Genomic DNA, 24,286 nt, shown 5'->3' with positions numbered 1-24,286 from the left:
TGCTGCCAACATCCTGTCAGCAGCCGCGCGCCGATTTCTGATCCGTCGTTCGAGAAGAGAATTGTCATGAGACGCGCCGACCGGCTGTTTCAAATCATCCAGGTGCTAAGGCGCACGCGTAAGCCGCTGACGGCAGACGCGATCGCGGCCGAGCTCGAGACTTCGAAGCGCACCATCTATCGCGACATCGCAACCCTGATCGGCCAGCGCGTGCCGATCCGCGGCGAAGCCGGCATGGGTTACATCCTGGAAAAGGGTTTCGACCTGCCGCCCCTGATGCTGACGCCGGACGAGATCGAGGCGGCCGTGCTGGGCGCGCAATGGGTCGCAGGCCACGCCGATTCCGCGCTGGCGCGCGCGGCCGAAGACTTGATGGCCAAGATCGCCGATACCGTCCCGGAGCGCCTGCGCCCCTTCGTACTGGAGCCGGCGAGCCGGGCGCGTCCGAGCTGGAACCGGGAACCGGACCGCCTGGACATGGCGCGCACCCGCACCCAAATCCACGAAGGCAAGAAGATCATGCTGCGCTATCGCGACGAACAGGGCCGCCCCAGCGAGCGCATGATCTGGCCGATCTCGGTCGGCTATCTCGAAGCCGTGCGGCTGCTGGCGGCCTGGTGCGAGCTGCGCGGCGACTTCCGCAGCTTCCGCACCGACCGCGTGGTCGAGGCGACCTATCTCGACGAGAAATATCCGGAACGGCGCGACGTGCTGCGCGCGAGATGGCGGCAGAGCCTGGTCTGGGGTCCGCCGAAGGACACGTGAGAACGATGGACGAGACCGAGCTGTCGAGCTGTTGCCAGGGCTGCGGCGCCTGCTGCGGCTATTCGCAGAACTGGCCGCGCTTCTCGATCGAGAGCGACGAGGAGCTTGCGCTGATCCCGGAGGCGCTCGTCAACGACCGGCAATCGGGCATGCGCTGTGAGGGCGATCGCTGCGCGGCATTGCAAGGCGAGATCGGAAAGATGACGGCCTGCGGCATCTATGACGTGCGGCCGGAGGTGTGCCGCACCTGCATGCCTGGTGACGCCGAATGCGCGATGGCGCGGCGGAAGTTCGGCCTGCCCGCTATCGAGATCTCTTAGGCCGGAACGGCTTCGCCGATCTCGTCGTCGAGCTCGTCATCGAGCGGTGCGAGCACCGAGAGCGGCTTGGTCGACAGCGTGATCGGCTTGCGCCCACCCGTCAGCGACGTCGAAGCTTTCGCGGTGCCTTCGCGCGACAGCGCGAAGAGCGTCGAGCCGACGCGGCCGCCATTCTCGATCAGGTCGCGCTCGCTGCAGCTCGCTGCGATCGCGACCGCCAGCGAGTGCAAATGGCTACGGCGGTAGCAGAACAGCGCCAGCCTGGCGCGCACGTCAGGGGAAACACTCTCAACCAGCCTCGGCAGGCCACTCTCACTGGCGCGATACATCTCGCCAAGGAGCTCGTCGCGGACCGGGCAGAAATCGCTTTCAAAGGCGTCGCGGCTTGAAAACATTGCAGTTCTCCCTCGTGTGAGGAAGATGCAGCGCGATTCTCTAACGAAAGGTTAACCACGCTGCCCGGTAGTCACCCGGGGTGGTTGCGCGTCGGCCGCGAATCGGTGGGACGCCTTGGTGGAGTTTTCAAAGACTTCCGCGGCGTCATGGCCGGGCTTGTCCCGACCCTTCACGGAAAGCCAGGAGGCACGAAGAACGTGGAGGCCCGGGACAAGCCCGGGCATGACGATCCCTCGTGCTGATGGCGATTGCCTCTCCCCGGAGGCCCAAAGGCGACCTTCAGTTCGCCGCCATGAAGATCGCGAGGCCGAAGCCGGTCAGGTGGTGCAGCGCCTGGTCGACGCCGATCAGGGTCCAGAACCAGGGATGGGCGAGGTCGACGCCGAAATTGGCGGAGACGTATCCCTTGGCGCGGTCGATCGTGATGTGGATCAGGAAGTCGATGAAGGCCACGAACCAGAATCGCGGCGCCACGATCACGATCAGCGGCAGCGCGACGGCAAGGTGGACCAGGCAGTGCACCAGGAGCGGCAGGGCCCAGCCATGCTTCTGGTCCTTGCCGTGCGCCATCCAGGCGGTTTGAAGAACGAAATCGGCGATGACGTGCTTGAAGGTGAGCAGCAACATCCAGCCAATGAGCGCTTCAACCGGAATCGCCGATGACATGGGTGGAAACGACAAAGCTGACGCCCTCATTGACGTGACGAGAAGAATTGGAGCGTTCAGCGCAACTTCTTCTTGGACCGGTCAAATCGCCGGGACGCGCAATTTATGACATCTCCCGCGGCGGAATGCAGCCGGGTGGAACCGGAAAATCGCCAAGTGTGGCTAACCGGTGATAGGATGGCCAATCGCCGCGGACCTATCGAGTAAGGTTACCTCCGGCTCGAAATTTGCATTCCGCTGCCTTCGCGCTATCATCGGCGATCGGGAATATCGTTCTTTTTTCAGGCGTTTACGAATTACCGGGCCCGCCGCGCTTCCAAGCCATGCGCCGCCGCCAGCCAAACGATAAGGCCAGAGTGCTGCCATGAGTACCGAAGGCCCCATCGCATCGCCGACCATGCCGCCGCCCCGGCGCCCCAAGGTGATAAAGACCAACCAGCAGCAGGTTCTCCTCTACGTCGTGCTGACCCTGCTGCTGTCGTTCGCCACCGTCTGGGCCGGCCGCACGCTGGTGCACAATTCGGAGACGCTGACCTTTGCCGTCGGCGGCCCCAACAGCGATGAGGCGCTGTTCGCGGCCAAGCTCGCCGCCCTCCTGAAGAACAACGCTTCGCGCTTGCGGATCAACATCGTCAACAACGCCGACAATGCTAAGGCGCTCGCGCAGTTCGACCGCAGGCAGGCCGACCTCGCCGTGCTGCGCACCGACGCCAAGGTGCCGCTGCGGGCGCGCACGCTCGCGATCCTCGAGCACGATCTCGTGCTCCTGCTCGGTCACGGCAACAAGAAGATCAAGTCGCTGGCCGAATTGAAGAAGAAGAAGGTCGCGGTCGTCGCCGAGAACGAATCCTCGCTCGCCTTCGTCCGCAGCATCCTCGACGTCCCCGATGGCCCTGAGGCTGCGAAGATCCAGATGGCGCCGCAGGGCGCGACGCTCGACAAGCTGTTCGCCCCGGCAAACGGCTTCAGCGCGGTGATCGCGATCGTCCACGCCTCGAAGGCGGTCCGGGACAAATCCTATGAGCAAGCCGCCAAGCGCGGCGGCTTCACACTGAACACCATCGAAGAAGCCAAGACGCTGGCGCGCAAATTTCCCGGCATTTCCGATGAGACCGTGACAGCCGGCTCGGTGTCGACATCCCCGCAGATTCCCGACGACGATCTCGACACGATCGGTCTCGAATGGCTGCTGGTCGCGCAATCCCGGATGTCCCCAAGCACGGCCGGCGAGCTCGCCCGCATCGTCTACGAGAACAAGGCGGCGCTCGGGCTCGACAACGGCTTTGCCACCAGGATCGAGCCGGCCTCGGTCGAGAAGGACGCCTTCGTGGTCGCACATCGGGGCGCCGCCGACTACATCAACGACGACACCAAGTCGTTCATGGATAAGTACAGCGACTTGATGTATCTGGCCGCCGCAGCGCTCAGCGTCATCGGCTCGATCTTCGCCGCGATCTACGCCAAGATCACCCGCATCGCGCCGGAGAAGGCCAGCGAGCTCTCGACCGCCATCCTCGACATCGGCGAGCGGATCGAGCACGCCCATTCGCTGGATCAGCTCGAATGTCTCCAGGATGAGCTCGAGACCATCTTGCGCGGTGCCGTCATCGGCCTCAGGGACGGCACGATCAGTACCGACGGGCTCGACACCTTCAAGCTCGGCTACGAATTCGTCCGTGACGAGATCGGCATGCGCCGCGACTATCTGAAACGTCATGCCGGCGAATCCGACAAGACGGTATGCGATGCCGGCCCGGCTCCGTCAGACGACAGCAATGTCGTGGTGGTGAAGACCGCCCAGAGCGCCTGACAGCCGCCCCCACCGGTGTCGTGTCCCGGACAAGCTGCAATGCCGAAGGCATCCCAGCGATGAGCCGGACCCAGGAACCGGCACAATATCCGTGACCACATGGACCCCGGTCCTGCGGTGCATCACTTCGTGCTGCGCCGCGTCCGGGGCACGAGACGGAGGCTACCCGTCCGATCGCCAGCCAGTCTGGAACCCTGCCCACCCGCAACCGTTGGTTTCCGGTTGCAACCGGAGAACGCGGCATGCGTGCACTCCTCATCATCCTCCTTCTGGCAATGCTGGCGGCGGCCGGCTACTTCGCCTATTCCGCAATGGCGGTCGAAGGTGAGCCGATCCCGACGGAAGGCTATGTGGCACTGGCGCTGGGCGCGGGGTTTTCCGTCATTGTCGGCGTCGGGCTGATGGTGCTGCTGTTCTTCAGCAGCCGCCGCGGCTACGACGAGCCGCCACATTTCAGGTAAGGCACCCCGCCAGGGACGGCGGCGTGGACGGCAGGCCCGCTGCAGCGGCGCGGCAAACGACCGGCGCCGTCGTTGACGGCCTCCGCCCGGGCGGGCACTTTGGCGCCGACAACGGAGACGAGAATGTCGGGCACAGCCGACGCAGCATCTAGCCCCCTGCTCGAAATCATCGGCGCCCGCGCCACCATCCGCCTCAACCGGCCGAAACATCTCAACCGGCTGCAGGCGGAGGATCTCGACGAGCTGACGAGACTGTTCGACCGGGTCGAGGCCGATCCCGATATTCGCGTGCTGGTGCTGACCGGAACCGGGCGCGCCTTCTCCGCCGGCTACGATCTCAATTCGGTCGCGGAACGCGCGGTCAGCGCGGGCGAGCAGCAGAGCGCGGGCTCGGCCTTCGAGGCCGTCGTCAACCGGCTCGAGGATCTCGGCGTGCCGACCATCTGCCGGCTCAATGGCGGCGTCTATGGCGGCTCGACCGACCTCGCACTCGCCTGCGATTTCCGCGTCGGCGTCGATACCGCGGAAATGTTCATGCCGGCGGCGCGCCTTGGGCTGCATTACTACCCGAGCGGCATCAAGCGCTACGTGACCCGCCTCGGCGTCGACAATGCGAAGAAGCTGTTCCTCACCGCGCAGAAGATCGACGCCCCGGAAATGCTGCGCATCGGCTATCTCACCACAATGGTGCCGGTGGAATTCCTGGACGAGGAGGTCGACACGCTCGCTACGATCCTCGCCGGCAACGCCCCCCAAGCGATGCGCGGCATGAAGCGCGCGATCAACGAGTTCGCCCGCGGCGAGCTCGATGAAGGCGCCGCCGACCGGCGCCACCGCGACAGCATGCGCGGCGACGAGATCAAGGAAGGCATCAAGGCGTTCGCCGACAAGCGGGCACCGCGATTTTGACGCCCTCTCATCCACCCGCCGCGGCGGCATGCTGCGCCGCCATCTCCGCATCTGCGGCATTGATGCGCTGGAACGCCGGCCGCGCCGTCATGCGCTCCGCATAGCGGACGAAGACATCCTTCTTCGGCACGATGCCGAACATCATGGTCCAGCTGAACGCGACGCCCCACAATACGTCGGCCGCCGTCATGCGCTCGCCGAGCAGATAGGGCCCGTTCGCCAGCTGGGCCTCGAGCGCACCCAGCATCGTATCGTAATCGGCATAGGGCGATTGCGTGATCGGCGCCGGCTCTCGCTGCATGAACTTGTCGATCAAGGCCGGCTCGAACGACGACCCATAATAGGCGATCGAGCGCAGATAAGGCCCGCGCAGCGGATCGTTCAGGGCGGGGGTCAGCCCCGCTTGCGGGAACAGGTCGGCGAGATAGATGGTGATCGCGACCTGCTCGGTCACCAGCGCCTCGCCGTGGCGAATCGCCGGCACCTTGCCGAGCGGGTTGAGGGCGAGATAGGCGGGCTTGCGCTGATCGCCGGCCTTCATATTGAGGACATGGAGATCGTAAGGTGCCGCCAGCTCCTCCAGCAGCACGCGCGTGCCGGTGGCGCGCGTCTGCGGCGAATAGAACAGGGTGATGCGGTTTGGATCGGTCATGGCAGTCTCCATCTGGCCGGCTGGCGATGGCGCTGCTTGTAGCGGACCATACCTGACATCTTGTGTCAGGTATGGTCTAAGGGATCATGCGCGCGAGTCGGATGCTGTCGATCCTCACCACCCTCCAGGCCAGGGGACAGGTCACCGCGCCCGAGCTCGCGGAGGCCTGCGAAGTGTCGGTGCGCACGATCTATCGGGACATCGACGCGCTCGCGGCGTCCGGCGTTCCCGTTTATGCAGACCGCGGCGCAGACGGCGGCTATCGCCTGCTCGACGGCTATCGCGTGCGGCTGAACGGACTGTCGCAGAGCGAGGCGGGCGCGTTGTTCCTGGCGGGATTGCCAGGCCCGGCCGCCGCACTCGGGCTCGATGCTGCGATGATCGCCGCCCAAAACAAGCTGATGGCGGCACTGCCCCCGAATTTGCGTGAGGATGCCGGGCGGATGCAGGAGCGTTTCCACCTGGACGCGCCCGGCTGGTTCGGCGAAGCGGAAGACCCGAAGCACCTGCGCACCATCGCCGGCGCCGTGCTGCGCGGGACGCTGATCAGGATCCGGTACCGGAGCTGGCGCGCCGAGAAGCAGCGCCGCGTCGCGCCGCTCGGCCTCGTGCTGAAGGGCGGCAGCTGGTATCTCGCAGGACAAGTCGATGGCAGCGTGCGTATCTATCGCGTCGCACGCGTGCTCGACTGCACAGCCCTCGGCGACCACTTCGATCGTCCCGCCGGCTTCGACCTCGCCGCCCATTGGCGGGCCGCGACGCTGCGGCTCGAAGGCGAGATGCACCCCAATGTTGCGATCGTCCGGCTGTCGCCGTTCGGCGTGAAGCTGCTCGACGCGCTCAGCCAGCCCTATGTCAAGGCACGCACACAGCTCGAGGAGACAACCGATGCAGACGGCTGGCGCATTGCGCGCGTGCCGGTCGGAAAGACATCGTGGCATGCCGCGGCCGAACTGCTGCGGCTCGGCCCGGAAGCCGAAGTCCTTGAACCGGCCGATCTCCGCGACAAGATGGCCGAGCTGACGCAGGCAATGGCCGTGCGCTATCGCGCGGCGCAGAAAGCCTGATCGCGGCGCATTCTGCCGCAGCCGACGAAACATTCCTGAAACACGATTCTTCCCGCTTGCCATGAACGCGATCGCGTCTCGTCTCGACGGAAATGCAGGGACGCAACAATGGCCCTAGCGCCGAATGGAGAATGAAGATGTTTCGTAAGCTTGCACTTGGTCTGATCGCCGCCGGCTCGCTCGGCGTTGCCGCTCTCGCCCCCACCGCGGCCTCGGCCGGCGGCTTCCATCACCATCATGGTCATCACCACTGGGGTCCCGGCTGGGGCTTTGGCGGTATCTACCTCAACACCGGCGTCAGCAATTGCTATCAGGAGCGCCTGGTCCGGACCCGTCACGGCCTGCGCGTGCGCGTCGTGAACGTCTGCGCCTACGGGATCTACTGATATCTCGATATCACGACAAAGCTCCGGTCGCATCGCGGCCGGAGTTTTGCGTTGAGCTAGCCGGCCTGCCGCTGCCGGCGAAACCAGGCCCAGGTCTCGCGCGTCGTTCTGATGTAGCCGCGGCCGCGATGGACGATCTCGCCGTCGACGATCGCGTTCAGCTTCGGCAGGGCGTGAAAGGGGATCGAGGGATAAGCGTGGTGCTCGACATGATACGGCATGTTCCACGCGAACCATTTGACGATAGCACCGGTGTAAGTCGTGCGGGTGTTCTGAAAGGCGCTGCGGGTGCGGTCGCAACCGGTATGCTCGGCGTAGAGATAGGGCCGCAGGAAGAACTGCCCGATCACGAGCGGCACGATCCAGACCCAGAGCAGCAGCGCTGAAGAGAACCACAGCGACAGCGCGAGCAGCAGGGCGTAGAGCGCGACATAGGCGCGCGCCTCGGCAACGATGGTGCTGCGCTTGCTCTCGGGAATCCATGGCACGACGACCTTGCCGGTGATCGCGTGGCCGAGCATCAGCCGCAGACGGCCGGCGACCTGGAGCAGGCCGCTATAGGCGAGCGCAAGCTGGGTGTCGGACGTCGGCTTCACGCCAACGATCAGCTCGGGATCCCTTTCCGGGTCCTGCGTGAAGCGATGATGGTCCCAGTGAAACAGACAGTAATATTCGTAAGGCAGCCCGATGATGAACGCCGAGAGATAGCCGACGCCGAGATTGAGGCCCCGGCTCCTGAATGCCGTCTTGTGCGCGGTCTCGTGCACCGCCATGAACAGGAAGGCAACGACATAGCCCTGCACCACCATCAGCGGCAGCGCCCAGAGCGCGCCCCAGCTCGACGAAACCTTCCAGATCAGCCCGCCCACCAGCACAATCACGCTGTAATGGCCGAGGCTCTGCACCGCACCTCTGATGTTGGAGCGAACCGACAATTCGCGCAGCGTGGTGGGCGTCAGGGGCTTCAGGCGATGGCCGGCGTCCGGAATGGTTGCGTCGCTCATGGTCGGTTGCGTGCCCTACTTGCGGAGAAGCTCGGCGATCTCGACCTTGATGAAGGCCTGGTCGCGGGGATTGTTGATGGGATTGCCGGCGCGATGGCCATGCAGCGACGGGATCGGATGCAGCACCGCGGATCTCGCGTTGACGAGCTTGCCGAGTTCGTCCTCGTTGTCGTGCACGTCGAAATAACGGTCAGTCGCGCCCGGCATCAGCAGCATGTGGGCCTTGATCGCCGCCAGCGCGCGATCGAGATCGCCGGCGAATGCCCCACACCGACTGATGTCGCCACGCTGCCAGATGCCGATCTGCGCGAGAAGATCGTTGGCATCGCGCCGCGCGAAGGTCGCATCCCAGGCGCGGACGAGATAATCCTCGAGTGAAGTGAAGCCGGCCTCGCGCCAGAGCTCGTCGCGGTAGAAGCCGTGCGACATCGCCCAGCCGGCATAGACGCGTCCCATGGCGCGGTAGCCGGCGACGGGTTTTTCGAGGAAACGACCATCGCGGAAGGCGGGATCGGCCGTGAGCGCGGCCTTCACGCTTTCGAGGAAGACGTAGTTGTACGGTGAGCAGCGGGCGCTGCCGCAGACGATCGCGGCGCGCTCGACCATGTCCGGATGCAGCGCCGACCAGTGATAGGCCTGCATGCCGCCCATCGACCAGCCATAGACCAGCGCAAGCTTCGAGATGCCGAAGCGCTCGGTGAGCAGCCGGTGCTGGACCGCGACGGCATCGTGATAGCTCACTTCCGGGAAAGGCGCGGGCGTGTTCGAGGGCGACGACGACAGGCCGTTGCCGAACAGGTTCGGGATGATGATGAAGTAGTGCGTGGGATCGAGCACGCCGTCGGGCCCGATCAGCCATTCAATGTCGGTGTGCTGGGCGCTGAACGAGGTCGGATAGAGGATGACGTTGTCTTTGGCCGGGCTCAGCGTGCCGTAGGTCTTGTAGGCGAGCTTCAGCGCGGGAAACACGGACCCGGATTGGAGCGTGACGTCGCCAGCCTCGAAGATGTCGTAGTCGCGCTGCGCCGTCATGCACTCAGCTCCCGCTCACGGAGGCCTTCTCGGCGTCCGCGATGCATCGATCATGCCGGCTTTCGCCGGATGCGTCGCTTTACTTATAGTGTACTATTAGTACAGTTATTCGGCGCCGGCAAGATGAATCCGGTCCGCAACCCGGCTCAGGCGATGGCCGCGAGATAGCGCGCGACCGACGCAGCAAACGCCGCCTTGGCACCGCTGGCGATGACGCGGCCCCACCAGGCGCCATAGATCCGGTCGAAGGCGAGCGGCTCGACGGCCGATGCAATCCGCCGCACCGCAGCGGCGTTGAGCGGCACGTAGTTCGGATAGGAATACATGAAGCTGACGAAGCGCCGGTCCATCGTCACCTGCGCGATATCTCCCGTGAGCAGTGCGCCCTTGCCGTCCGCACCACGCGCATAATGCAGCACGGTGGCGCCGGCGAAGTGGCCTCCGGTGCGCAGCAGCAGCACGTCGCCGGAGAGGCGATGGCTGTCGCCGGTCCAGTGCACGATCGCCGGATAAGGCCGCGTGACGAAGGCGCGATCGTCGGCATGCAGATAGACCGGCACGCCGCCGAACCTGTCGCTCCAGTCGGCGGCCGCGCCATAATAATGCGGATGCGAGATCGCAATGGCCTTGAGGCCGCCGAGTGCTGCGACGTGGTGGATGGCCTCGTCGGTCGCGAGCGGAATGCAATCCCACATCACGCAGCCGTCGCCGTCAGGCACCAGCAGCGCCCGCTGCCCGATGGCAAAGCTCGGCTCCATGCCGATCCCGGTCAGGCCGAGATCGTCGCGCCCCACCAGTCGGTGCTTGCGCGCGAGCTCCTCGCGCGTGAGGAAAGCTTGACCGTCCCAGCCGACGAACTGGCGCTCGTCCTCGCAGATCGGACAGGCCGCAGGGGGTTTTCCGCTATCCGGGAATTGAGCGCCGCAGGTTGCGCAGGTCCAGAGGGGCATCGCGCTGATCCATCATGATCCAGTCTTGCAAGACATGACGTCGCACTCGCCGGATCGCAAGAGCAACCGGAACCAACGGGTTGAGAGCAGGTTAAGTTCTGGTCCGCCCGGGCACCCGCCCGCCGAGTCCGCATCATGCGAGATCCGATTCGATCGGCAGCATCAAGTTCAGCGTCTCGATGACATCTCGCCCTTCAACGTCTCGCATCTGGCCCCTGTTCGCGCTCAATTTCTTCATGGCCGACATGCAGTCGGGCATCGGGCCGTTCGTCGGGGTCTTCCTTCAGGAACGCGGCTGGGCGACCGGCCTGATCGGCACGGCAATGACGATCGGCAACGTCGCGGGCATGCTGGTCACGACTCCGATCGGCGGCTTCATCGATTCCAGCCGCAACAAGCGGCTGTGGGTGATCATTCCCGGCATCTGCGTCGTCTCGGCGTCTGCAATCATCCTGATCTCGCAAAACTTCTGGGCGGTGACGTTCTCGCAAGTCGCGCAATCGCTGGCGAGCGCCGCAATCGTGCCGGCCGTCACGGGCATCACGCTCGGCATCGCCAAGCAGAAGGGCTTCAATGCGCTCAACGGCCGCAACCAGGCGTACAACCACGCCGGCAACATGGTCGGAGCCGCGCTCTCAGGCTATCTCGGCTACAAGTATGGCTATTTTGCCGTGTTCGCGCTGGCGGCCCTGTTCGGCGCCATCGCCATCGCTTGCGTGCTGATGATTCCAGCCAAGGCGATCGACGATCGCGCCGCGCGCGGCAGCAAGGAGGACGATTCCAAGGCGCCGCCGGATGCGATGACGATGCTGCTGAAGCACAAGGCGCTGCTCGTGCTGGCTCTCGCCCTCGCGCTGTTCCACCTCGGCAATGCCGCGATCGTGCCGCTGTACGGACTTGCCGCGGTCGCCGAGGGACAGGCCAACGGCCCGAGCTTCGTCGCAACCACCGTGGTGATCGCACAGGGCGTGATGATCGTCACGTCGCTGATCGCGATGAAGGCCGCGAGCAAGCGCAATTACTGGCCGGTGATCCTGGTGTCTTTCATGTTCTTGCCGGTCCGCGGCGTGCTCGCCTTCTTCGTCACGGGATGGTGGGGCGTCGTGCCGATGCAGGTGCTCGACGGCATCGGCACCGGACTGCAAACGGTCGCCGTCCCCGGCATGGTCGCGCGCTCGCTCAACGGCACCGGCCGCATCAATCTCGGCCAGGGCGCCGTGATCACCGTGCAGGGTATCGGCGCGAGCCTCAGTCCCGCTCTCGGCGGCTGGATCGCGCAATGGATCGGCTATGGGCCGACCTTCCTGCTGCTCGGCGGCTTTGGCCTGGCGTCGATCGCGCTGTGGCTGGCCTTCAGTGCGGCGGTGAAGAAGTATTGAGCGACAGCGCCGTATGGCGGTCGCGGCGCAACGTGCCCGCCTTCGATCTGCCCAATAAGCAGGCTGCGGCACCTGGTCGCTGGCTCAGCGCGTAGGCGCGAATGGTTTTTTGCGCAATCTGGCGCTTTTCCAGTTGCCGCATCCCCGGCGCGCCGACGAAAGTGCGGACCGCAATGAATCGGCAATAGGCGTTCCGGCGATCGATGACCCAGCCGCAGCTCTCATTCGATGGCGACCCGAACGGTGCGGCCTATGAACAATGGCGCGAGCAGTTTTGCCGTCAGGTAGCGAACGTCGATTTCGTGCCGGTTGGTGAAGGGCGCGTTCACCGAACCATTGCGCCTGCCATTCTTCCCCGCCTCAGGCTCTCGGCCTCGTTCGGCACGCCGATGTCCTTCGTGTCATTGGGAACGAACGACGAGTTGGTGATCACGACGTCGCCCAATTCGGCATTGCGTGGGGCCATGGGGAAACGGCCACTGGAGGTCGCCGCCGGCGACATCACGATCGGCGATCCCTCGATCAAGGGGGCCCAAATCACGCAACTGGCGTATGGTAATTTCCAGACCGCGCTGCTGCCGCGAAAGGCCCTGCTGCGCGCCTGCCCGAATGCCGAGGACCTGATCGCGGGGTCGATCTCTGGCGCCAACCCGATCACATCGATGTTCCTGCGATATTACGATCTCGCGCATGCGCACGCGGACAAGCTCGCGCCGGCGGAGCTCGATGCGGTCTCGCAGCACCTGTTCGACCTCGCCGTCCTGATGCTCGGCGCACGCGGCGATGCCGCCGAAGAGGCTCAATTGCGCGGCCTTGCGGCGGCGCGCTTCGAAGCGCTCAAGTCCGACATCCTGGCGCAGCTGGACAGCACCGCATTGTCGCTGTCCGACCTTGCAGCCACGCACCGCATCAGCGCGCGCACGATCCAGTTACTGTTCGAGAAGGCCGGCATCACCTATAGCGGCTTCGTGCTGGAGCAACGATTACTGCGCGCCGAACGACTGCTGCGAAATCCTGCGATGCGCAGCCGCAAGATCATCGAGATCGCGCACCTCGCCGGATTTCACGACGTCTCTTACTTCCATCGCGCGTTTCGCCGCCGTTTCGGAGCGACGCCCGACGACGTCAGGAAGCTGGCTGGCGAGGCCGAATAGGCGAGTTCGCCGCGACGGCGCCGGAACGGCGCCTGCTACGTCCCAAAGCTCTTCTGCACCGCCTTGTCGAGCGTCTCGCCGCCGACGAAGTGCTGGCGCAGCTCGCGCTTGAGCAGCTTGCCGCTCGGATTCTTCGGCAGGGCGTCCACGAAGATCACGCGCTTGGGCACCTTGAAGTGGGCCATATGGCCGGCGCAATGTCTGATGACGGTTTCTTCGTCGAGCTTTGCCCCGGTCTTGACCACGACGATGGCGGTCACCGCCTCGATCCAGCGCGGATCGGGCAGGCCGACGACCGCGACTTCGGAGACCTCCGGGATGCGATAGACCATCTCCTCGACCTCGCGGCTCGCGACGTTCTCGCCGCCGGTCTTGATCATGTCCTTGACGCGGTCGACCACGGTGATGTGGCCTTCCTCGTCGACCGTGGCGAGATCGCCGGAATGAAACCAGCCGCCGGTGAATGCCGCTGCGGTCTTGACCGGGTCGTTGTAATAGCCGGAGAGCAGATGCGGCGAGCGATGCACGATCTCGCCGACTTCGCCGACCTTGACGTCTTCCATCGCCGTGTTGACGACGCGCGTCTCGACGTTGAGCACGGGCTTGCCGGCGGAGCCGGCCTTGCGGAGCTGATCCTCCGGCCGCAGCACGGTCGCGAGCGGCGCGATCTCGGTCTGGCCGTAGAAATTCCAGAACTTTACGGCCGGCAGCCGGCGCTGCAATTCGAGCAGCACCTCCACCGGCATGATCGAGGCGCCGTAATACCCCTTCTGCAACGTCGACAGATCAGTCTTGTCGAAGTTCGGCGAGCGCAGCATCGCGATCCAGATCGTCGGCGGCGCGAAGAACGAGGTGATCCTGTGCGCCTGGATCAGCGCCAGGATGTTGTCGGCGGTCGGCTTGCCCGTGATCACGCCGGAGGCGCCGAGATAGACCTGCGGACCCAGGAACACATCCAGCTGCGCACAATGATAGAGCGGCAGAGCGTGCAGGAACTTGTCGTCCACGCTCATGCCGCCATCGATGATGCAGCTGACATACTGCCACATCACGGCTTCATGGGTCAGCATCGCGCCCTTGGGCAGCGATTCCGTGCCCGAGGTGTAGACGATCTGCGCGAGATCGCGGCTATCGACCGAGGCGTCCAGGAACGACCCGTCGGGATGCAATAGATCATCGAAGGTGGTGAGGTCGGCAGGCGCCGCGGCCGGATCCTCGCCCGGCAGCCAGATCATCTTCTCGACCGCGCAATCCTTCGCGCTCGCCGCGCGTGCCGGCCCGACGAAATCGGGACCGGTCGCGAGCAGCTTTGCGCCGGAGCTCTTCAGGATGAAGTTGATCTCGTCCGGATTGAGCATGAAGTTGATCGGCACCAGCACCGCGCCGATCCGTGCGGCCGCGAAGCGCAGCGCCGCGAAGGCGTGCGAGTTGCGCGAGAGCACGGCGAGGCGATCGCCCTTCCCGACGCCGAGCCCGAGCAGGCCGCGGCCGAGCCGGTTGCAGATCGCATCCATCTCGGCAAAGCTCCAGCTGACATCGCCGCAGCTCACCGCGAGCTTGTTCGGCTCGCGGCCTGCGGAGCGGCGCAGAAGATCGCCGATGGAATGCTCGCGCGCTTTCGAGATGGTGACTGCGGTGTCGCCGGTCATTTCTTCCCCGTGGAATTTCGCTCGGCTCAACGCTCGCGAGCTTTCGTGTTTCGCGGAACGTAGTCGGCGCTGTCAGCGACGTCAAATTGCACGGGGCAGATCAAAACTCGCGAAAACAACCCCATGCACAGTAGACGGGGGCTGCAAGATCAATGGGTTAGGTGTGGAGCCGGATTGGGTGCGGGTCGGGCAGGCTTTCAGGAGCCAAGAGGCCGAGGAATCGTGGTGACTCGCCTGTCCGGCTCGCCCAAGCGAGCCGAGGCGAATTGGCCGCGATCGTTGCCGCCCATTCCGAATGGGGTCTCTCGCGATTTGCTTCGTCGGGCAAAACAGGAGCATAGTGGCATCATCGCAGGAGGTCGGGCGGGCCGGGATGTGGCGGCGCCTTTCGGCGAGCGAGTTGCGCGGTTGAGGCTCGTCAGGCCTTTTTGTTTTCTCCAACGTTGGCCGATGCACAGTCGGAGTTGGCGCGGTCCAGCACTGTCACCGTGGCGCGGTCCAGCACCGTCACCGTAATGCGCGCCGACCAAGCTCACGATCACGATTATCCATCAGGTCGCGGGATTGGCACTCCAACCTCAATTGCCCCGCTTGACCAGTGGGCATTCACTGTCAGCCAGCGAAGCGTAGACTTCGCCGCTTGGAATTTTCTCGAGCACGTTATAGTACTCCCAGGGTGCCTTGACCTCGGACGGATCCTTCACCTGCACAAGATAGAAGTCGTGCACGAGCTTGCCGTCGTCGCGCAACCTCGCGCCGCGTGCGTAGAAATCGTCGACGGGCGTCGAGCGCATCTTCTCCAGCACTGGATCCGTCGCATCCGTGCCTGCGGCAGCGACTGCTTTCAGATAGTGGCTGACGCCGGAATAGACCGCGGCTTGCGGTGCCGTGGGCATGGCGCTGCGAAGCTTGAAGAAGCGCTGGCCGAACGCCCTGCTCTCGTCATCCAACGCCCAGTACCATGCCGTCAGCGTGGTCAGGCCCTTGGCGGTTTTCGGGCCCATCGCATGAACATCAGTGTCGAACATCAGTTCGGCCACCGGCTTCTGGCTTCCCGTGTTCATGCCGAACTCGTTCCATTGCTTCATCAGGTTGACGAGCTGGTCGCCGGCATTGGCGAAGGCGATCGCCTTGGCGCCGGACGCCTTCGCCTGCAGGATGAAAGAGCTGTAGTCCGCGTTGCCAATCGGGTGATACACCGCGCCGAGCGACTTGCCGCCCGCCGCCGCCAGCACGCGCTGCGATTCCGACACCATGTTCTTGCCGAACGCGTAATCGGCCGCGATGAAGAACCAGGTGTCGTAGCCCTGGCTGACCAGGGTGCGGATCGGTCCCGACACCAGATTGTAGGAATCGTGCAGCCACGCCAGGCCGTTTCGCGAACATTGTTTGCCCGTCAGTTCGGTGGTCGCCACCGCCGAGTAGACCGCAATCTTGTTCTTGTCACGCGCCAGCGACTGGATCGCCAGCCCCACGGCCGAATTGGAGACGTCGGCGACCATGTCGACGCCGTCGACGTCGAACCATTTGCGGACAATGCCGACGCCGATATCGGGCTTGTTCTGGTGATCGGCGGCCAAAATCTCGACATTGATCGACGGCACCAGTTTCTGAAAGTCTTCCGCCGCCATCCTGGCTGCCGCCACGGAGCCCGATCCCGACAGGTCGGACAATGGCCCGGCCTGGTCATTGATGATGCCGATCCGGACCACGCGACCGGAGAGTTCGGCGGCGTGGGTGGGCAGAAAAGATGCGATGAAAGTCCCAACGACGAGAAGCGTAGCGATGCGGCCGTGCCAGTTCATGCGAACACCTTTCCAATAAGGGCGCTTGTGCCTTTCCTCCCTGTCTCGAACAGCTTAAGCCGCCGTTGCTCTCGCCTTGAGTTTAGAAACCGCCTTCTGCACCGCGGCTGCGCGCTTTTGCAGCCAAGGTTCGGCCTCGCGGCGCATGCGGGAAATCAGCTCACGCGGCGCATTCTGCACGGTGATGTCGAACGGCGGCTGCGGCTGATATTCCAGCATCAGCTGGAGGTTTTTTGCAACGTCTTCGCCGCAGAGTTCGGCGGCAACCTGAAAACCGAAATCGATACCGGCGGTGACCCCACCGCCGGAAATGCGGTTGCGGTCGACCACGACGCGTTCGTCGACGGCGATGGCGCCAAACGCAGCAAGCTGGTCGCTCATCAGCCAATGGCAGGCTGACCTGTATCCATCGATGAGGCCCGCGGCGCCGAGGATCAGACAGCCGGCGCAAACTGAGGTGATGTAGCGCGCCGATCCACCCTTGTCGCGAACGAAGGCAATCACCTCGTCATCGTCCATGGTGGCGACTTGTCCCGGACCGCCGCCGATGCAGAACACGTCCAGATCCGGGCAGTCGGCAAAGGTCGTGGTTGGCAGCAGCGGCAGACCGACGTCGCTGACGACGGGCTCGATGCGCTTCCACAGCAGGTGCATGCGGACGTTCGGCAGACGGGCAAAAACTTCGAATGGTCCGGTGACGTCCAGTTGCGTCATCCCAGGATAGTACAGAATTCCGATTTCGATCCGCTTGCCGGACATGGAGCCCTCCTAACGTTGGATAACTCATGTTGACAGCGGAGGGCCTTTGCCGAAATGTCATAACACACGCAATTCCTGCCAAGCCTTCCCTGCTCAAGGCGCTGCCAATGGCCCGTTCCGCCCCCCGCCGCGTGGTCTTCGTCCTTTTCGACGAGTGTCTGCTGCTCGACTTTGCCGGACCGCTACAGGCCTTCGAACTGGCCTGCGAAACGTCGAAAGCGGGGCGCGCGCCCTATGTCTGGCAGATCTGCTCGTTGAAAGGCGGGTCGGTCAAAACCTCGTCCGGTCTGGAGGTGATGACGACCGCCCTCGCTGACTGCGACCACAAGAACATCGACACCCTCATGGTGGGTGGCGGTCCCGGCGTCCATCGCGCCGCTGCAGAAGCCGCGCTGGTCGATTGGTTTCGCCTGGCAGCGCCGAAGGCAAGGCGCGTCTGCTCGGTCTGCACGGGCACATTCATCCTCGCCGCAGCCGGGCTGCTGCGCGGGCGGCGCGCGGTCACCCATTGGGGTTCCTGTGACCTGCTGCGCGCAAAACATCCCGACGTTTCGGTTCAGGTCGACCCGGTCTTCGTGCATGACGGCGGCATCTGGACATCGGCAGGCGTGACGGCCGGCATCGATCTGGCGCTCACGCTGCTGGAAGATGATCTCGGCCATCGCGAGGCCATGCGCATCGCGCGGCGCCTCGTCGTTTTCCTCAAGCGGCCCGGCGGGCAGGCGCAATTCAGCGTGCCGCTGTCAATGCAGGCCTCGGAAGATCGGGCTCTCGAAAAAATTTCGAGCTGGATGCAAGAAAATCTCGGCCGCGATTTGCGTGTCGAAAGTCTCGCCGAACGAGCGGGCATGAGCCCGCGCACCTTCGCGCGCGTGTTTCGCCAGAAGACCGGCCGCACGCCCGCCAAGGCGGTCGAAGAGCTTCGCGTCGAGGCTGCCCGGCGCGCGCTGGAAGAGTCCGCCTCCCCTATCAAGGAAATCGCCGCGCGCGCAGGCTTTCAGAGCGAGGAGCATCTACGCCGCGCGTTCCGCCGCCGCCTGAACGTGCTGCCGCATGACTACCGGGTTCGATTCCATCAAGGGTAGAGACAACAAGCGACGGGCGGGGTGGCTCGACCTTTTGACGCCATGGGCGCCCAACGGGACAATAAGCTACCCCTCCAAAATCGCGACCGCTCGCGTCCATCCCGCCGAGGCTCGCTCGATCTTCACCGGGAAGCATGACACCTTGAAGCCGGTTGGCGGCAGCTGTTCGAGATTGTGCAGCTTCTCGAGATGACAATAGCCGATATGGCGTCCGGCCTTGTGGCCTTCCCAGATCAGGCTGGCGTCTTTCGTCTCGGCATATTTCTTCGCGGTGTGAACGAACGGCGCGTCCCAGCTCCAGCCATCGGTGCCGGTCAGGCGCACGCCGCGCTCGAGCAGGTACATGGTTGCTTCGTAGCCCATGCCGCAGCCCGAGGTGACGTAGTCCTGCCGGCCATATTTGGCGCCGGCGCTGGTGTTGACCACGACGATCTCGAGCGGCCTCAGCTCGTGGCCGATGCGCTTGAGCTCGGCCTCGACGTCTTTGGCCGTCGCGACATAGCCGTCCGGCAAGTGCCGGAAGTCGAGCTTCACGCCGGGCTGGAAGCACCATTCCAACGGCACCTCGTCGATGGTCCAGGACCGCTCGCCGCGATTCATGGTCGGGTGAAAATGCCAGGGCGCGTCGAGATGCGTGCCGTTGTGGGTGGAGAGACTGACCTGCTCCACCGCCCAGCCCTGGCCATCAGGCAGATCCTCGGCCTTCAGTCCATCGAAGAACTGCAGCATGCGCGGCAGGCCCTGCTGATGATTGATGTACTGGATCGTCGGATGATTGCCAGGCGGGTCGGCCGGCACGTCGTTCTGGAGGGGGACGGAGATGTCGATCAGCTTGCTCGTCATGGCGCTTCCTCGTTGATTGTTCTCGTTGGCGGCAGTCAGGCGTCGCTTCAAGCGCGCCTTCAGACGCCCCCTTCAGGTTTCTTGCCGCTCGACGCGATTCTTCAAAATGCCGATCTTCTCGACCTCGAGCTCGATCGTATCGCCATGCTCGAGAAACCAGCCGAGCTCGAGGCCGCAGCCATTGCCGACCGTACCGGAGCCGATGAATTCACCGGGCATCAGCGTCTCGTCCTGGGAGACGTGCGCGATGATCTCCTCGAAAGAAAACAGCATGCCCTCACTCACGCCTTTCGAGCGGGTCTCGCCGTTGACGCGCGCTTCCATCTTCAAATGATAGGGATCGCCGATCTCATCGGGTGTCACGATCCAGGGCCCCATCACGTTGCCGCCGTCAAAACTCTTGCCCTTGGCAGGGCCGAGCCGTCCCTCCATCTCGATGCGCTGGGCGTCGCGCGCGGAGAAATCATTGAAGATGGTGTAGCCGAAGATGTGATCCTTGGCTTTCGCGGCGGAAATGTTCGCGCCCTTGTTCTTGGTGATGATCCCGAATTCGAGCTCGTAGTCCATCACCTTGCTGTAGCGCGGCCATTTCACTGTGGTGTTGGTGCCGCGGACGCTGAAGCGGTTGGTGATGTAGAAGATCGGCTGCTTGCGATAGACCTCGGGCAATTCGCCGAGCGGCTCGGCGTCGATGCGCGCCAATTCCGCCATGTCGCCCCTCGCGCGTGCGGCGAGCTTCAGCTGCCCGCGCGGCGCTTGCAGGATGTGCAAGGGGAACGACATGCCGTCGCGCATTTGCCTCGGCTCCGGCACCGGCGCGAGGATGTCGACGGCGCTGACCGCCGCCGACAGCGTCGCGTCCTGACCATGCTTGTCCAGCAGAGCCCGGGCCCGATCCAGCGCACGGGGCCCGGCGTCGATCAGCGCCAGCATCGAGCCGAAGGCCGGATCGGCCCCGTCGTCCCGTGCGGCCGCGGCAACGAGGTCGAACACCTGGCTGTCATTGCTGTGGACGGCTCCGATCTTCTCCTGACCGGCCGATCTGAATGTTGCGAGCTTCACCTTGGGCACCCCTTGTCATCGTTTCGAATATATGATCAGATAAAATATCGATAAACAAGAACGAAAAATATAAAATGAGGAGGAGCGCAGTGGGGCGAACGCAGATCACAGCGATGTTGGCAGGTCTCGTGTTGGGGATGTCTGCTGGCTTGACGGCACCTGCGCTGGCGCAAGCCAAGATCCAAATCGGCTGCACCGCGACCTCCGACTGCGCCTCGGCCATGGTCGCGGTCGACGAAGGCATTTTCAAAAAGCATGGGCTGCAAGTCGAGATGACGCCGATCGCGATCAACTCCAACATCCCGGCGGCGATCCTGTCGAACTCGATTCAGGTCGGCGGCCCCACCTCCACCGTCTTCCTCCAGGCCGTCGACGGCGGCCTCGACCTCGTCGCGATCGCCGGCGCCTCGGTCATGAATCCGACCTCGAACACCGCGATCGCCGCCTTCGTCCGCAACGGCATCACCATCAAGGATCCGAAGGATTTCATCGGCAAGAAGGTCGGCGCGCCCGGCCTGAACGCCTTTCTCCATGTGCTGTTCGTGAAATGGCTGGTCGAAAAAGGCGTCGATCCCAAAAGCGTCAATTTCGTCGAAGTCACCTTCCCCACCATGGCCGACATCATCAAGTCGGGCGGCGTTGATGCCGTGCTCACGGCCGAACCGTTCGTCACGCGCATGAGCAATGCGGGGCTCGGCTCGGTCGGCGCGCGCTACGGTGCCGAGCTCGGCCGCACCGATCCGATCATCTTCTATGCCGCATCGCGCGACTGGGCGGAGAAGAATGTGGCCACCGTGAAGAAGTTTCGCGAGGCCGTCGCGGAGGCCGCCGCGATCGTCAACAGCGACCGCGAGAAGGCCTCGGCCTCGATCGCCAAGTTCACCAAGCAGCCGCTCGATCTCGTCAAGGCGACGCCGCCGAACCAGTCCGAGCCGAACCTCAAGCCGCAAAACCTCAGCTGGTGGATCGAGGTGATGTCGTCGCAGAAGATGCTGCAATCGAAGCTCGACACCGCGAAACTGGTGCTGAACTAAGGGATATCGACGATGCCAGCTCCCGAGCGCACTCTCGAACGCCTGCCGACGGAAGCCGGCACCTTGAGCGAGCGTGCCGCAAACCTCATCGAGCAGGACATCCTGGCGGGAGATCTCGCACCGGGATCGCGGCTGGGCATCCTCGACCTCGTGCAACGTTACGATATCGGCGCCACGCCCCTGCGCGAAGGCCTTTCGCGGTTGATGTCGCGCGGCCTCATCGTCGGCATCGGCCAGCGCGGCTTCCGCGTCGCCGAGGTCAGCCGCGAAGATCTCGCCGACATCACCTGCATGCGGACGGCGGTCGAGATCGAGGCGGTCAAGCTCGCCATCCTCCGCGGCGATGCTGCCTGGGAGGCCGGCATCATCAGCGCGCTGCACCAGATGCGCCGACACATCGAACGCACCGGCAATGAATTCCGCGAGGGCGCGGCGGAGTTCGACCGGCTGCACAAGGGCTTCCACACCGCGCTGCTCGCCGCCTGCGGCTCGCGGCGCATGCTGGCCGCCCACTCCGACCTCTACGACCAGGCCTACCGCTACCGCCGCGTGATGATGGGCGTTATCGACAGCGGCGAAAGGTTCATCCGCAGTCACCAGATGCTCGCCGACCACGTGCTCGCCCGCGACGTGGCCGCCGCGCAAAAAATGCTGGCGGCGCATCTGCACTCGACCATCGATTTCGTCTATCCGCAGGTGAGCGGGGAACAATCATGAGCGTCGTTGCAAGGCTCATTGAGGTGCGCGCCGCGCGCCGGCAGAAACCGCTGATCGCGTTCAACGCCGCGACGCTGCGGCTCGGCGGCAAGACCATCATCGAGAATCTCGATCTTCAGGTGAGGCCGGGCGAATTCCTCTGCATCGTCGGCGCCTCCGGTTGCGGCAAGACCACGGCGCTGCGGCTCGCCGCGGGCCTCTACCGCCCCACCAGCGGCGCGGTAACGTTTGAGGGCGAGCCGATCACCGAGCCTCGGCGTGAGGTCGCGATCGTGTTCCAGGATTACGGCAAGGCGCTGTTGCCGTGGCGGACCGCGGCCGGAAACATCTCGCTGGCGCTGGAAGCATCGCGCGTGCCGGCGCGCGAACGCGGCGCACGCATCGAGGCGCTGCTGCGGAAGGTCGGACTGCCCGGTCATGCCGACAAATATCCGACCGAGATGTCAGGGGGCATGCAGCAGCGCCTGCAGATCGCGCGCTGCCTTGCGCAGGAGCCGACCACCCTGCTGATGGACGAGCCGTTCGGCGCGCTGGATGCGATGACGCGGCAGGGCTTGCAGGACGAGGTCCTGTCGCTGACGCAGGCGAGCGAGACCACCGTGATCTTCGTGACCCACGATCTCGACGAGGCGATCTATCTCGGCGACCGCGTCATCGGCCTCTTGCCACATCCCGGCCGGATCGGGATCGAGCTCGACGTCGACCTGCCGCGTCCGCGCGACCAGCTCGCCACCCGCGAGCATCCGGAATTCCTGCGGCTGCGCCGGCAATTGTTCGACTTCATCAAGGCGACCGAGCATTGAGCCTCGATCGCACCAAGCCCTTGCTGCTGCCGCTGGCGCTGGTGCTGGCGTTTGAGCTCTGGGCGCGCCTCACCCATCTGCAAAGCGACAGCCTGGCGCCGCCGAGCGCAATCCTCGCGGCGCTGGCCACGGCGCTCGCCGATCTCTCGATCCCGATCGCGACCCGCGACACGCTGTTCGCTGCCTTCGCGGGTCTTTCCATCGGCAGCGCCATCGGGCTTGCGCTCGGCATCGCCTTCGGCATTTCGCGTCCGCTTGACCGGCTGATGGAGGTGACGGTCGAGGCGATCCGCCCGATTCCCTCGATCGCGCTGCTACCGATTGCGCTGATCGCGCTCGGCTTCGGCTACCGCATGGAGATCGTGATCGTGGCGTTCGCCTGCGTCTGGCCGATGCTGATCATGACGCGCAGCGCAGTGCGCAGCATCGAGCCGCGATTGATGGAAGTGTCGCGGGCCTTGCGGCTGAGCGCGCCGCAACGGATCGCGAAGATCGTGATCCCGGCCGCACTGCCGCGGATCTTCGTCGCCTTCCGCCTGTCGGCCGGCATCGCCCTGATCGTCGCAGTCACCGTCGAGATCGCCATCAACCCGATCGGCTTGGGTGCCGGCATCATGCTGGCGCAGCAGGCCCTGCGCGCCGACCTGATGCTCGCCTATCTCGTCTGGATCGGCGCGATCGGCTACGCGCTGAACATGCTGTTGATCGCCGCCCAGCGCCGTCTGTTCGGCCGCGCCGCGCTCGCCGGAGACCATCCATGAAGCGCACCGCGATCCTCTGGCGTTTGGCAAGCGCCCTCGTCGCAGCCGGCTTCATCGCGGCGTGGCAACTCGTCGCCAATCTGAAGCTAGTGTCGCCGGTGTTCCTGCCCGGTCCGGACCGCGCCTGGGCCGCTTTGGTGCGCGGCTTTTCCAGCGGCGATCTCGCGGGCAAGCTCATCGGCACGCTGGAGCACATGGCCTATGGCTGGTTCGCCGCCTCGATCGCCGGCATTGCGCTTGGCGCGCTGATCGGTTCGTCCCGGATGATGCGCGCCTATGTCGCGCCGTCGCTGGAATTCTTAAGGCCCCTGCCGGTCTCGGCGATCATCCCGGTCGCAATCGCGATGCTCGGGCTGACGCAAGGCATGGCGCTGTTCGTGATCGCCTTCGGCGCGATCTGGCCGATCATGCTCGCAACCGTTCACGGCTTTGCCGCAGTCGAGCCGCGGCTCTATGAGGTCGCCCGCTCGCTGCAGATGTCGCGCACCGCAATCATCGCCAAGATCGCCCTGCCCTCGGCATTGCCGGATATCCTCGCGGGCATGCGGCTCAGCCTGACCGTCGCGCTGATCCTCTCGGTGGTCTGCGAGATCCTGGCCGGCCTCGACGGCCTTGGTCACTGGGTGCTGCTCTCGGCACGCGCGTTCCGGTCCGCCGACCTCTTCGCCGGCGTCATCCTGCTCGGCGCGACCGGATATTTGACGTCGATTGCGATGTCACTGGTCGAGCAGCGGCTACTCGCCTGGCAGACCGCGGCGAGGTAGCGCGGCGATCCCATCGCCAAAACAAAAACGGCCCGCTTCGCGCGGGCCGTTTT

26 protein-coding genes are annotated in these 24,286 nt (G+C 64.6%); 15 read left to right on the top strand and 11 right to left on the bottom strand.

Going from position 1 to position 24,286, the window contains the following annotated elements; genetic code table 11:
* Positions 1 to 66 precede the first annotated feature (66 nt).
* On the top strand, positions 67 to 765 hold the full coding sequence (locus I6F09_RS07765) for a YafY family protein (RefSeq protein WP_025033709.1): 699 nt from the start codon (positions 67 to 69) through the stop codon (positions 763 to 765).
* Between the two features lie 5 nt (positions 766 to 770).
* On the top strand, positions 771 to 1,085 hold the full coding sequence (locus I6F09_RS07760; RefSeq protein ID WP_225187806.1) for a YkgJ family cysteine cluster protein: 315 nt from the start codon (positions 771 to 773) through the stop codon (positions 1,083 to 1,085).
* On the opposite strand, the gene I6F09_RS07755 is transcribed toward I6F09_RS07760, so the two are convergent.
* Both I6F09_RS07755 and I6F09_RS07750 read right to left on the bottom strand, forming a co-directional pair.
* Complete coding sequence (locus I6F09_RS07755) at positions 1,082 to 1,480, bottom strand: hypothetical protein (protein ID WP_035997226.1); 399 nt, start codon at positions 1,478 to 1,480, stop codon at positions 1,082 to 1,084. The two genes, I6F09_RS07760 and I6F09_RS07755, sit on opposite strands and share 4 nt — an antisense overlap.
* Positions 1,481 to 1,760: 280 nt before the next feature.
* Entirely contained in the window at positions 1,761 to 2,108 is a 348-nt protein-coding gene (locus I6F09_RS07750) for a DUF3307 domain-containing protein (RefSeq protein ID WP_050991738.1), read from the bottom strand.
* A gap of 403 nt (positions 2,109 to 2,511) precedes the next feature.
* On the opposite strand from I6F09_RS07750, the gene I6F09_RS07745 reads away from it, so the two are divergent.
* The 3 genes from I6F09_RS07745 to I6F09_RS07735 all read left to right on the top strand — a co-directional run bounded on the left by I6F09_RS07745 (position 2,512) and on the right by I6F09_RS07735 (position 5,327).
* A complete protein-coding gene (locus I6F09_RS07745) occupies positions 2,512 to 3,957 on the top strand; it encodes a TAXI family TRAP transporter solute-binding subunit (protein ID WP_225187805.1) in 1,446 nt (481 codons plus the stop codon).
* Between the two features lie 242 nt (positions 3,958 to 4,199).
* Positions 4,200 to 4,418 carry a hypothetical protein gene (locus I6F09_RS07740; protein WP_035997220.1) on the top strand — a complete coding sequence of 73 codons (219 nt, stop codon included), beginning with the start codon at positions 4,200 to 4,202 and terminating at the stop codon, positions 4,416 to 4,418.
* A gap of 123 nt (positions 4,419 to 4,541) precedes the next feature.
* Positions 4,542 to 5,327, top strand: a complete 786-nt coding sequence (locus I6F09_RS07735) for an enoyl-CoA hydratase/isomerase family protein (RefSeq protein ID WP_225187804.1) — start codon at positions 4,542 to 4,544, stop codon at positions 5,325 to 5,327.
* A 7-nt stretch (positions 5,328 to 5,334) separates the two neighbouring features.
* Here I6F09_RS07735 and I6F09_RS07730 read toward each other — a convergent pair whose 3' ends face one another.
* Positions 5,335 to 5,979 (bottom strand): glutathione S-transferase family protein, encoded by a 645-nt coding sequence (locus I6F09_RS07730; protein WP_225126607.1) that lies wholly within the window; start codon positions 5,977 to 5,979, stop codon positions 5,335 to 5,337.
* Positions 5,980 to 6,065: 86 nt separating this feature from the next.
* On the opposite strand from I6F09_RS07730, the gene I6F09_RS07725 reads away from it, so the two are divergent.
* Both I6F09_RS07725 and I6F09_RS07720 read left to right on the top strand, forming a co-directional pair.
* A complete protein-coding gene (locus I6F09_RS07725; protein WP_225126609.1) occupies positions 6,066 to 7,046 on the top strand; it encodes a YafY family protein in 981 nt (326 codons plus the stop codon).
* Positions 7,047 to 7,183: 137 nt separating this feature from the next.
* Positions 7,184 to 7,432, top strand: coding sequence for a hypothetical protein (locus I6F09_RS07720; protein ID WP_028138614.1), 249 nt, complete (start codon positions 7,184 to 7,186; stop codon positions 7,430 to 7,432).
* Positions 7,433 to 7,488: 56 nt separating this feature from the next.
* Here I6F09_RS07720 and I6F09_RS07715 read toward each other — a convergent pair whose 3' ends face one another.
* From I6F09_RS07715 to I6F09_RS07705, 3 genes are all read right to left on the bottom strand, one after another.
* Positions 7,489 to 8,436 carry a fatty acid desaturase gene (locus I6F09_RS07715; RefSeq protein WP_225126611.1) on the bottom strand — a complete coding sequence of 316 codons (948 nt, stop codon included), beginning with the start codon at positions 8,434 to 8,436 and terminating at the stop codon, positions 7,489 to 7,491.
* Between the two features lie 15 nt (positions 8,437 to 8,451).
* A complete protein-coding gene (locus I6F09_RS07710) occupies positions 8,452 to 9,468 on the bottom strand; it encodes an alpha/beta fold hydrolase (RefSeq protein ID WP_225187803.1) in 1,017 nt (338 codons plus the stop codon).
* A gap of 146 nt (positions 9,469 to 9,614) precedes the next feature.
* Positions 9,615 to 10,418, bottom strand: coding sequence for an MBL fold metallo-hydrolase (locus I6F09_RS07705; protein WP_225111538.1), 804 nt, complete (start codon positions 10,416 to 10,418; stop codon positions 9,615 to 9,617).
* A gap of 179 nt (positions 10,419 to 10,597) precedes the next feature.
* Here I6F09_RS07705 and I6F09_RS07700 point away from each other — a divergent pair, with 179 nt between their 5' ends.
* Together I6F09_RS07700 and I6F09_RS07695 are read left to right on the top strand one after the other, a co-directional pair.
* On the top strand, positions 10,598 to 11,797 hold the full coding sequence (locus tag I6F09_RS07700; protein ID WP_157283133.1) for an MFS transporter: 1,200 nt from the start codon (positions 10,598 to 10,600) through the stop codon (positions 11,795 to 11,797).
* A 203-nt stretch (positions 11,798 to 12,000) separates the two neighbouring features.
* Entirely contained in the window at positions 12,001 to 12,951 is a 951-nt protein-coding gene (locus I6F09_RS07695) for an AraC family transcriptional regulator (protein ID WP_225126616.1), read from the top strand.
* 35 nt (positions 12,952 to 12,986) lie between these two features.
* Here I6F09_RS07695 and I6F09_RS07690 read toward each other — a convergent pair whose 3' ends face one another.
* From I6F09_RS07690 to I6F09_RS07680, 3 genes are all read right to left on the bottom strand, one after another.
* Positions 12,987 to 14,600, bottom strand: a complete 1,614-nt coding sequence (locus I6F09_RS07690) for an acyl-CoA synthetase (RefSeq protein WP_225187802.1) — start codon at positions 14,598 to 14,600, stop codon at positions 12,987 to 12,989.
* 578 nt (positions 14,601 to 15,178) lie between these two features.
* A complete protein-coding gene (locus I6F09_RS07685; RefSeq protein ID WP_225187801.1) occupies positions 15,179 to 16,405 on the bottom strand; it encodes an ABC transporter substrate-binding protein in 1,227 nt (408 codons plus the stop codon).
* 54 nt (positions 16,406 to 16,459) lie between these two features.
* The gene (locus tag I6F09_RS07680) at positions 16,460 to 17,164 is read right to left on the bottom strand and encodes a DJ-1/PfpI family protein (RefSeq protein WP_225111534.1); all 705 of its coding nucleotides are present in this window, start codon (positions 17,162 to 17,164) and stop codon (positions 16,460 to 16,462) included.
* A 107-nt stretch (positions 17,165 to 17,271) separates the two neighbouring features.
* Here I6F09_RS07680 and I6F09_RS07675 point away from each other — a divergent pair, with 107 nt between their 5' ends.
* Positions 17,272 to 18,249, top strand: a complete 978-nt coding sequence (locus tag I6F09_RS07675) for a GlxA family transcriptional regulator (protein ID WP_225187800.1) — start codon at positions 17,272 to 17,274, stop codon at positions 18,247 to 18,249.
* Positions 18,250 to 18,315: 66 nt separating this feature from the next.
* On the opposite strand, the gene I6F09_RS07670 is transcribed toward I6F09_RS07675, so the two are convergent.
* The gene (locus I6F09_RS07670; protein ID WP_225139418.1) at positions 18,316 to 19,092 is read right to left on the bottom strand and encodes a cyclase family protein; all 777 of its coding nucleotides are present in this window, start codon (positions 19,090 to 19,092) and stop codon (positions 18,316 to 18,318) included.
* A 72-nt stretch (positions 19,093 to 19,164) separates the two neighbouring features.
* Positions 19,165 to 20,154: a fumarylacetoacetate hydrolase family protein gene (locus I6F09_RS07665; protein WP_225187799.1), complete on the bottom strand. Its 990-nt coding sequence runs from the start codon at positions 20,152 to 20,154 to the stop codon at positions 19,165 to 19,167.
* Between the two features lie 113 nt (positions 20,155 to 20,267).
* Between I6F09_RS07665 and I6F09_RS07660 the strand changes: the two genes are divergently transcribed.
* The 5 genes from I6F09_RS07660 to I6F09_RS07640 are packed head-to-tail and all read left to right on the top strand — an operon-like array spanning position 20,268 to position 24,233.
* On the top strand, positions 20,268 to 21,188 hold the full coding sequence (locus tag I6F09_RS07660; RefSeq protein ID WP_346730113.1) for an ABC transporter substrate-binding protein: 921 nt from the start codon (positions 20,268 to 20,270) through the stop codon (positions 21,186 to 21,188).
* A gap of 12 nt (positions 21,189 to 21,200) precedes the next feature.
* Positions 21,201 to 21,905, top strand: coding sequence for an FCD domain-containing protein (locus tag I6F09_RS07655; RefSeq protein WP_225187797.1), 705 nt, complete (start codon positions 21,201 to 21,203; stop codon positions 21,903 to 21,905).
* Positions 21,902 to 22,708, top strand: a complete 807-nt coding sequence (locus I6F09_RS07650) for an ABC transporter ATP-binding protein (protein ID WP_225187796.1) — start codon at positions 21,902 to 21,904, stop codon at positions 22,706 to 22,708. Before I6F09_RS07655 ends, I6F09_RS07650 begins: the two co-directional genes overlap by 4 nt.
* Entirely contained in the window at positions 22,705 to 23,469 is a 765-nt protein-coding gene (locus tag I6F09_RS07645; RefSeq protein ID WP_225140835.1) for an ABC transporter permease subunit, read from the top strand. The genes I6F09_RS07650 and I6F09_RS07645 overlap by 4 nt, the downstream gene beginning before the upstream one ends.
* Entirely contained in the window at positions 23,466 to 24,233 is a 768-nt protein-coding gene (locus I6F09_RS07640) for an ABC transporter permease (protein ID WP_225139423.1), read from the top strand. The genes I6F09_RS07645 and I6F09_RS07640 overlap by 4 nt, the downstream gene beginning before the upstream one ends.
* Positions 24,234 to 24,286 lie beyond the last annotated feature (53 nt).

The sequence above is a fragment of the Bradyrhizobium sp. IC3195 genome (assembly GCF_020193585.1).
Lineage (GTDB): Bacteria > Pseudomonadota > Alphaproteobacteria > Rhizobiales > Xanthobacteraceae > Bradyrhizobium > Bradyrhizobium yuanmingense.
This window is presented reverse-complemented; position numbering and strand designations above follow the sequence as displayed.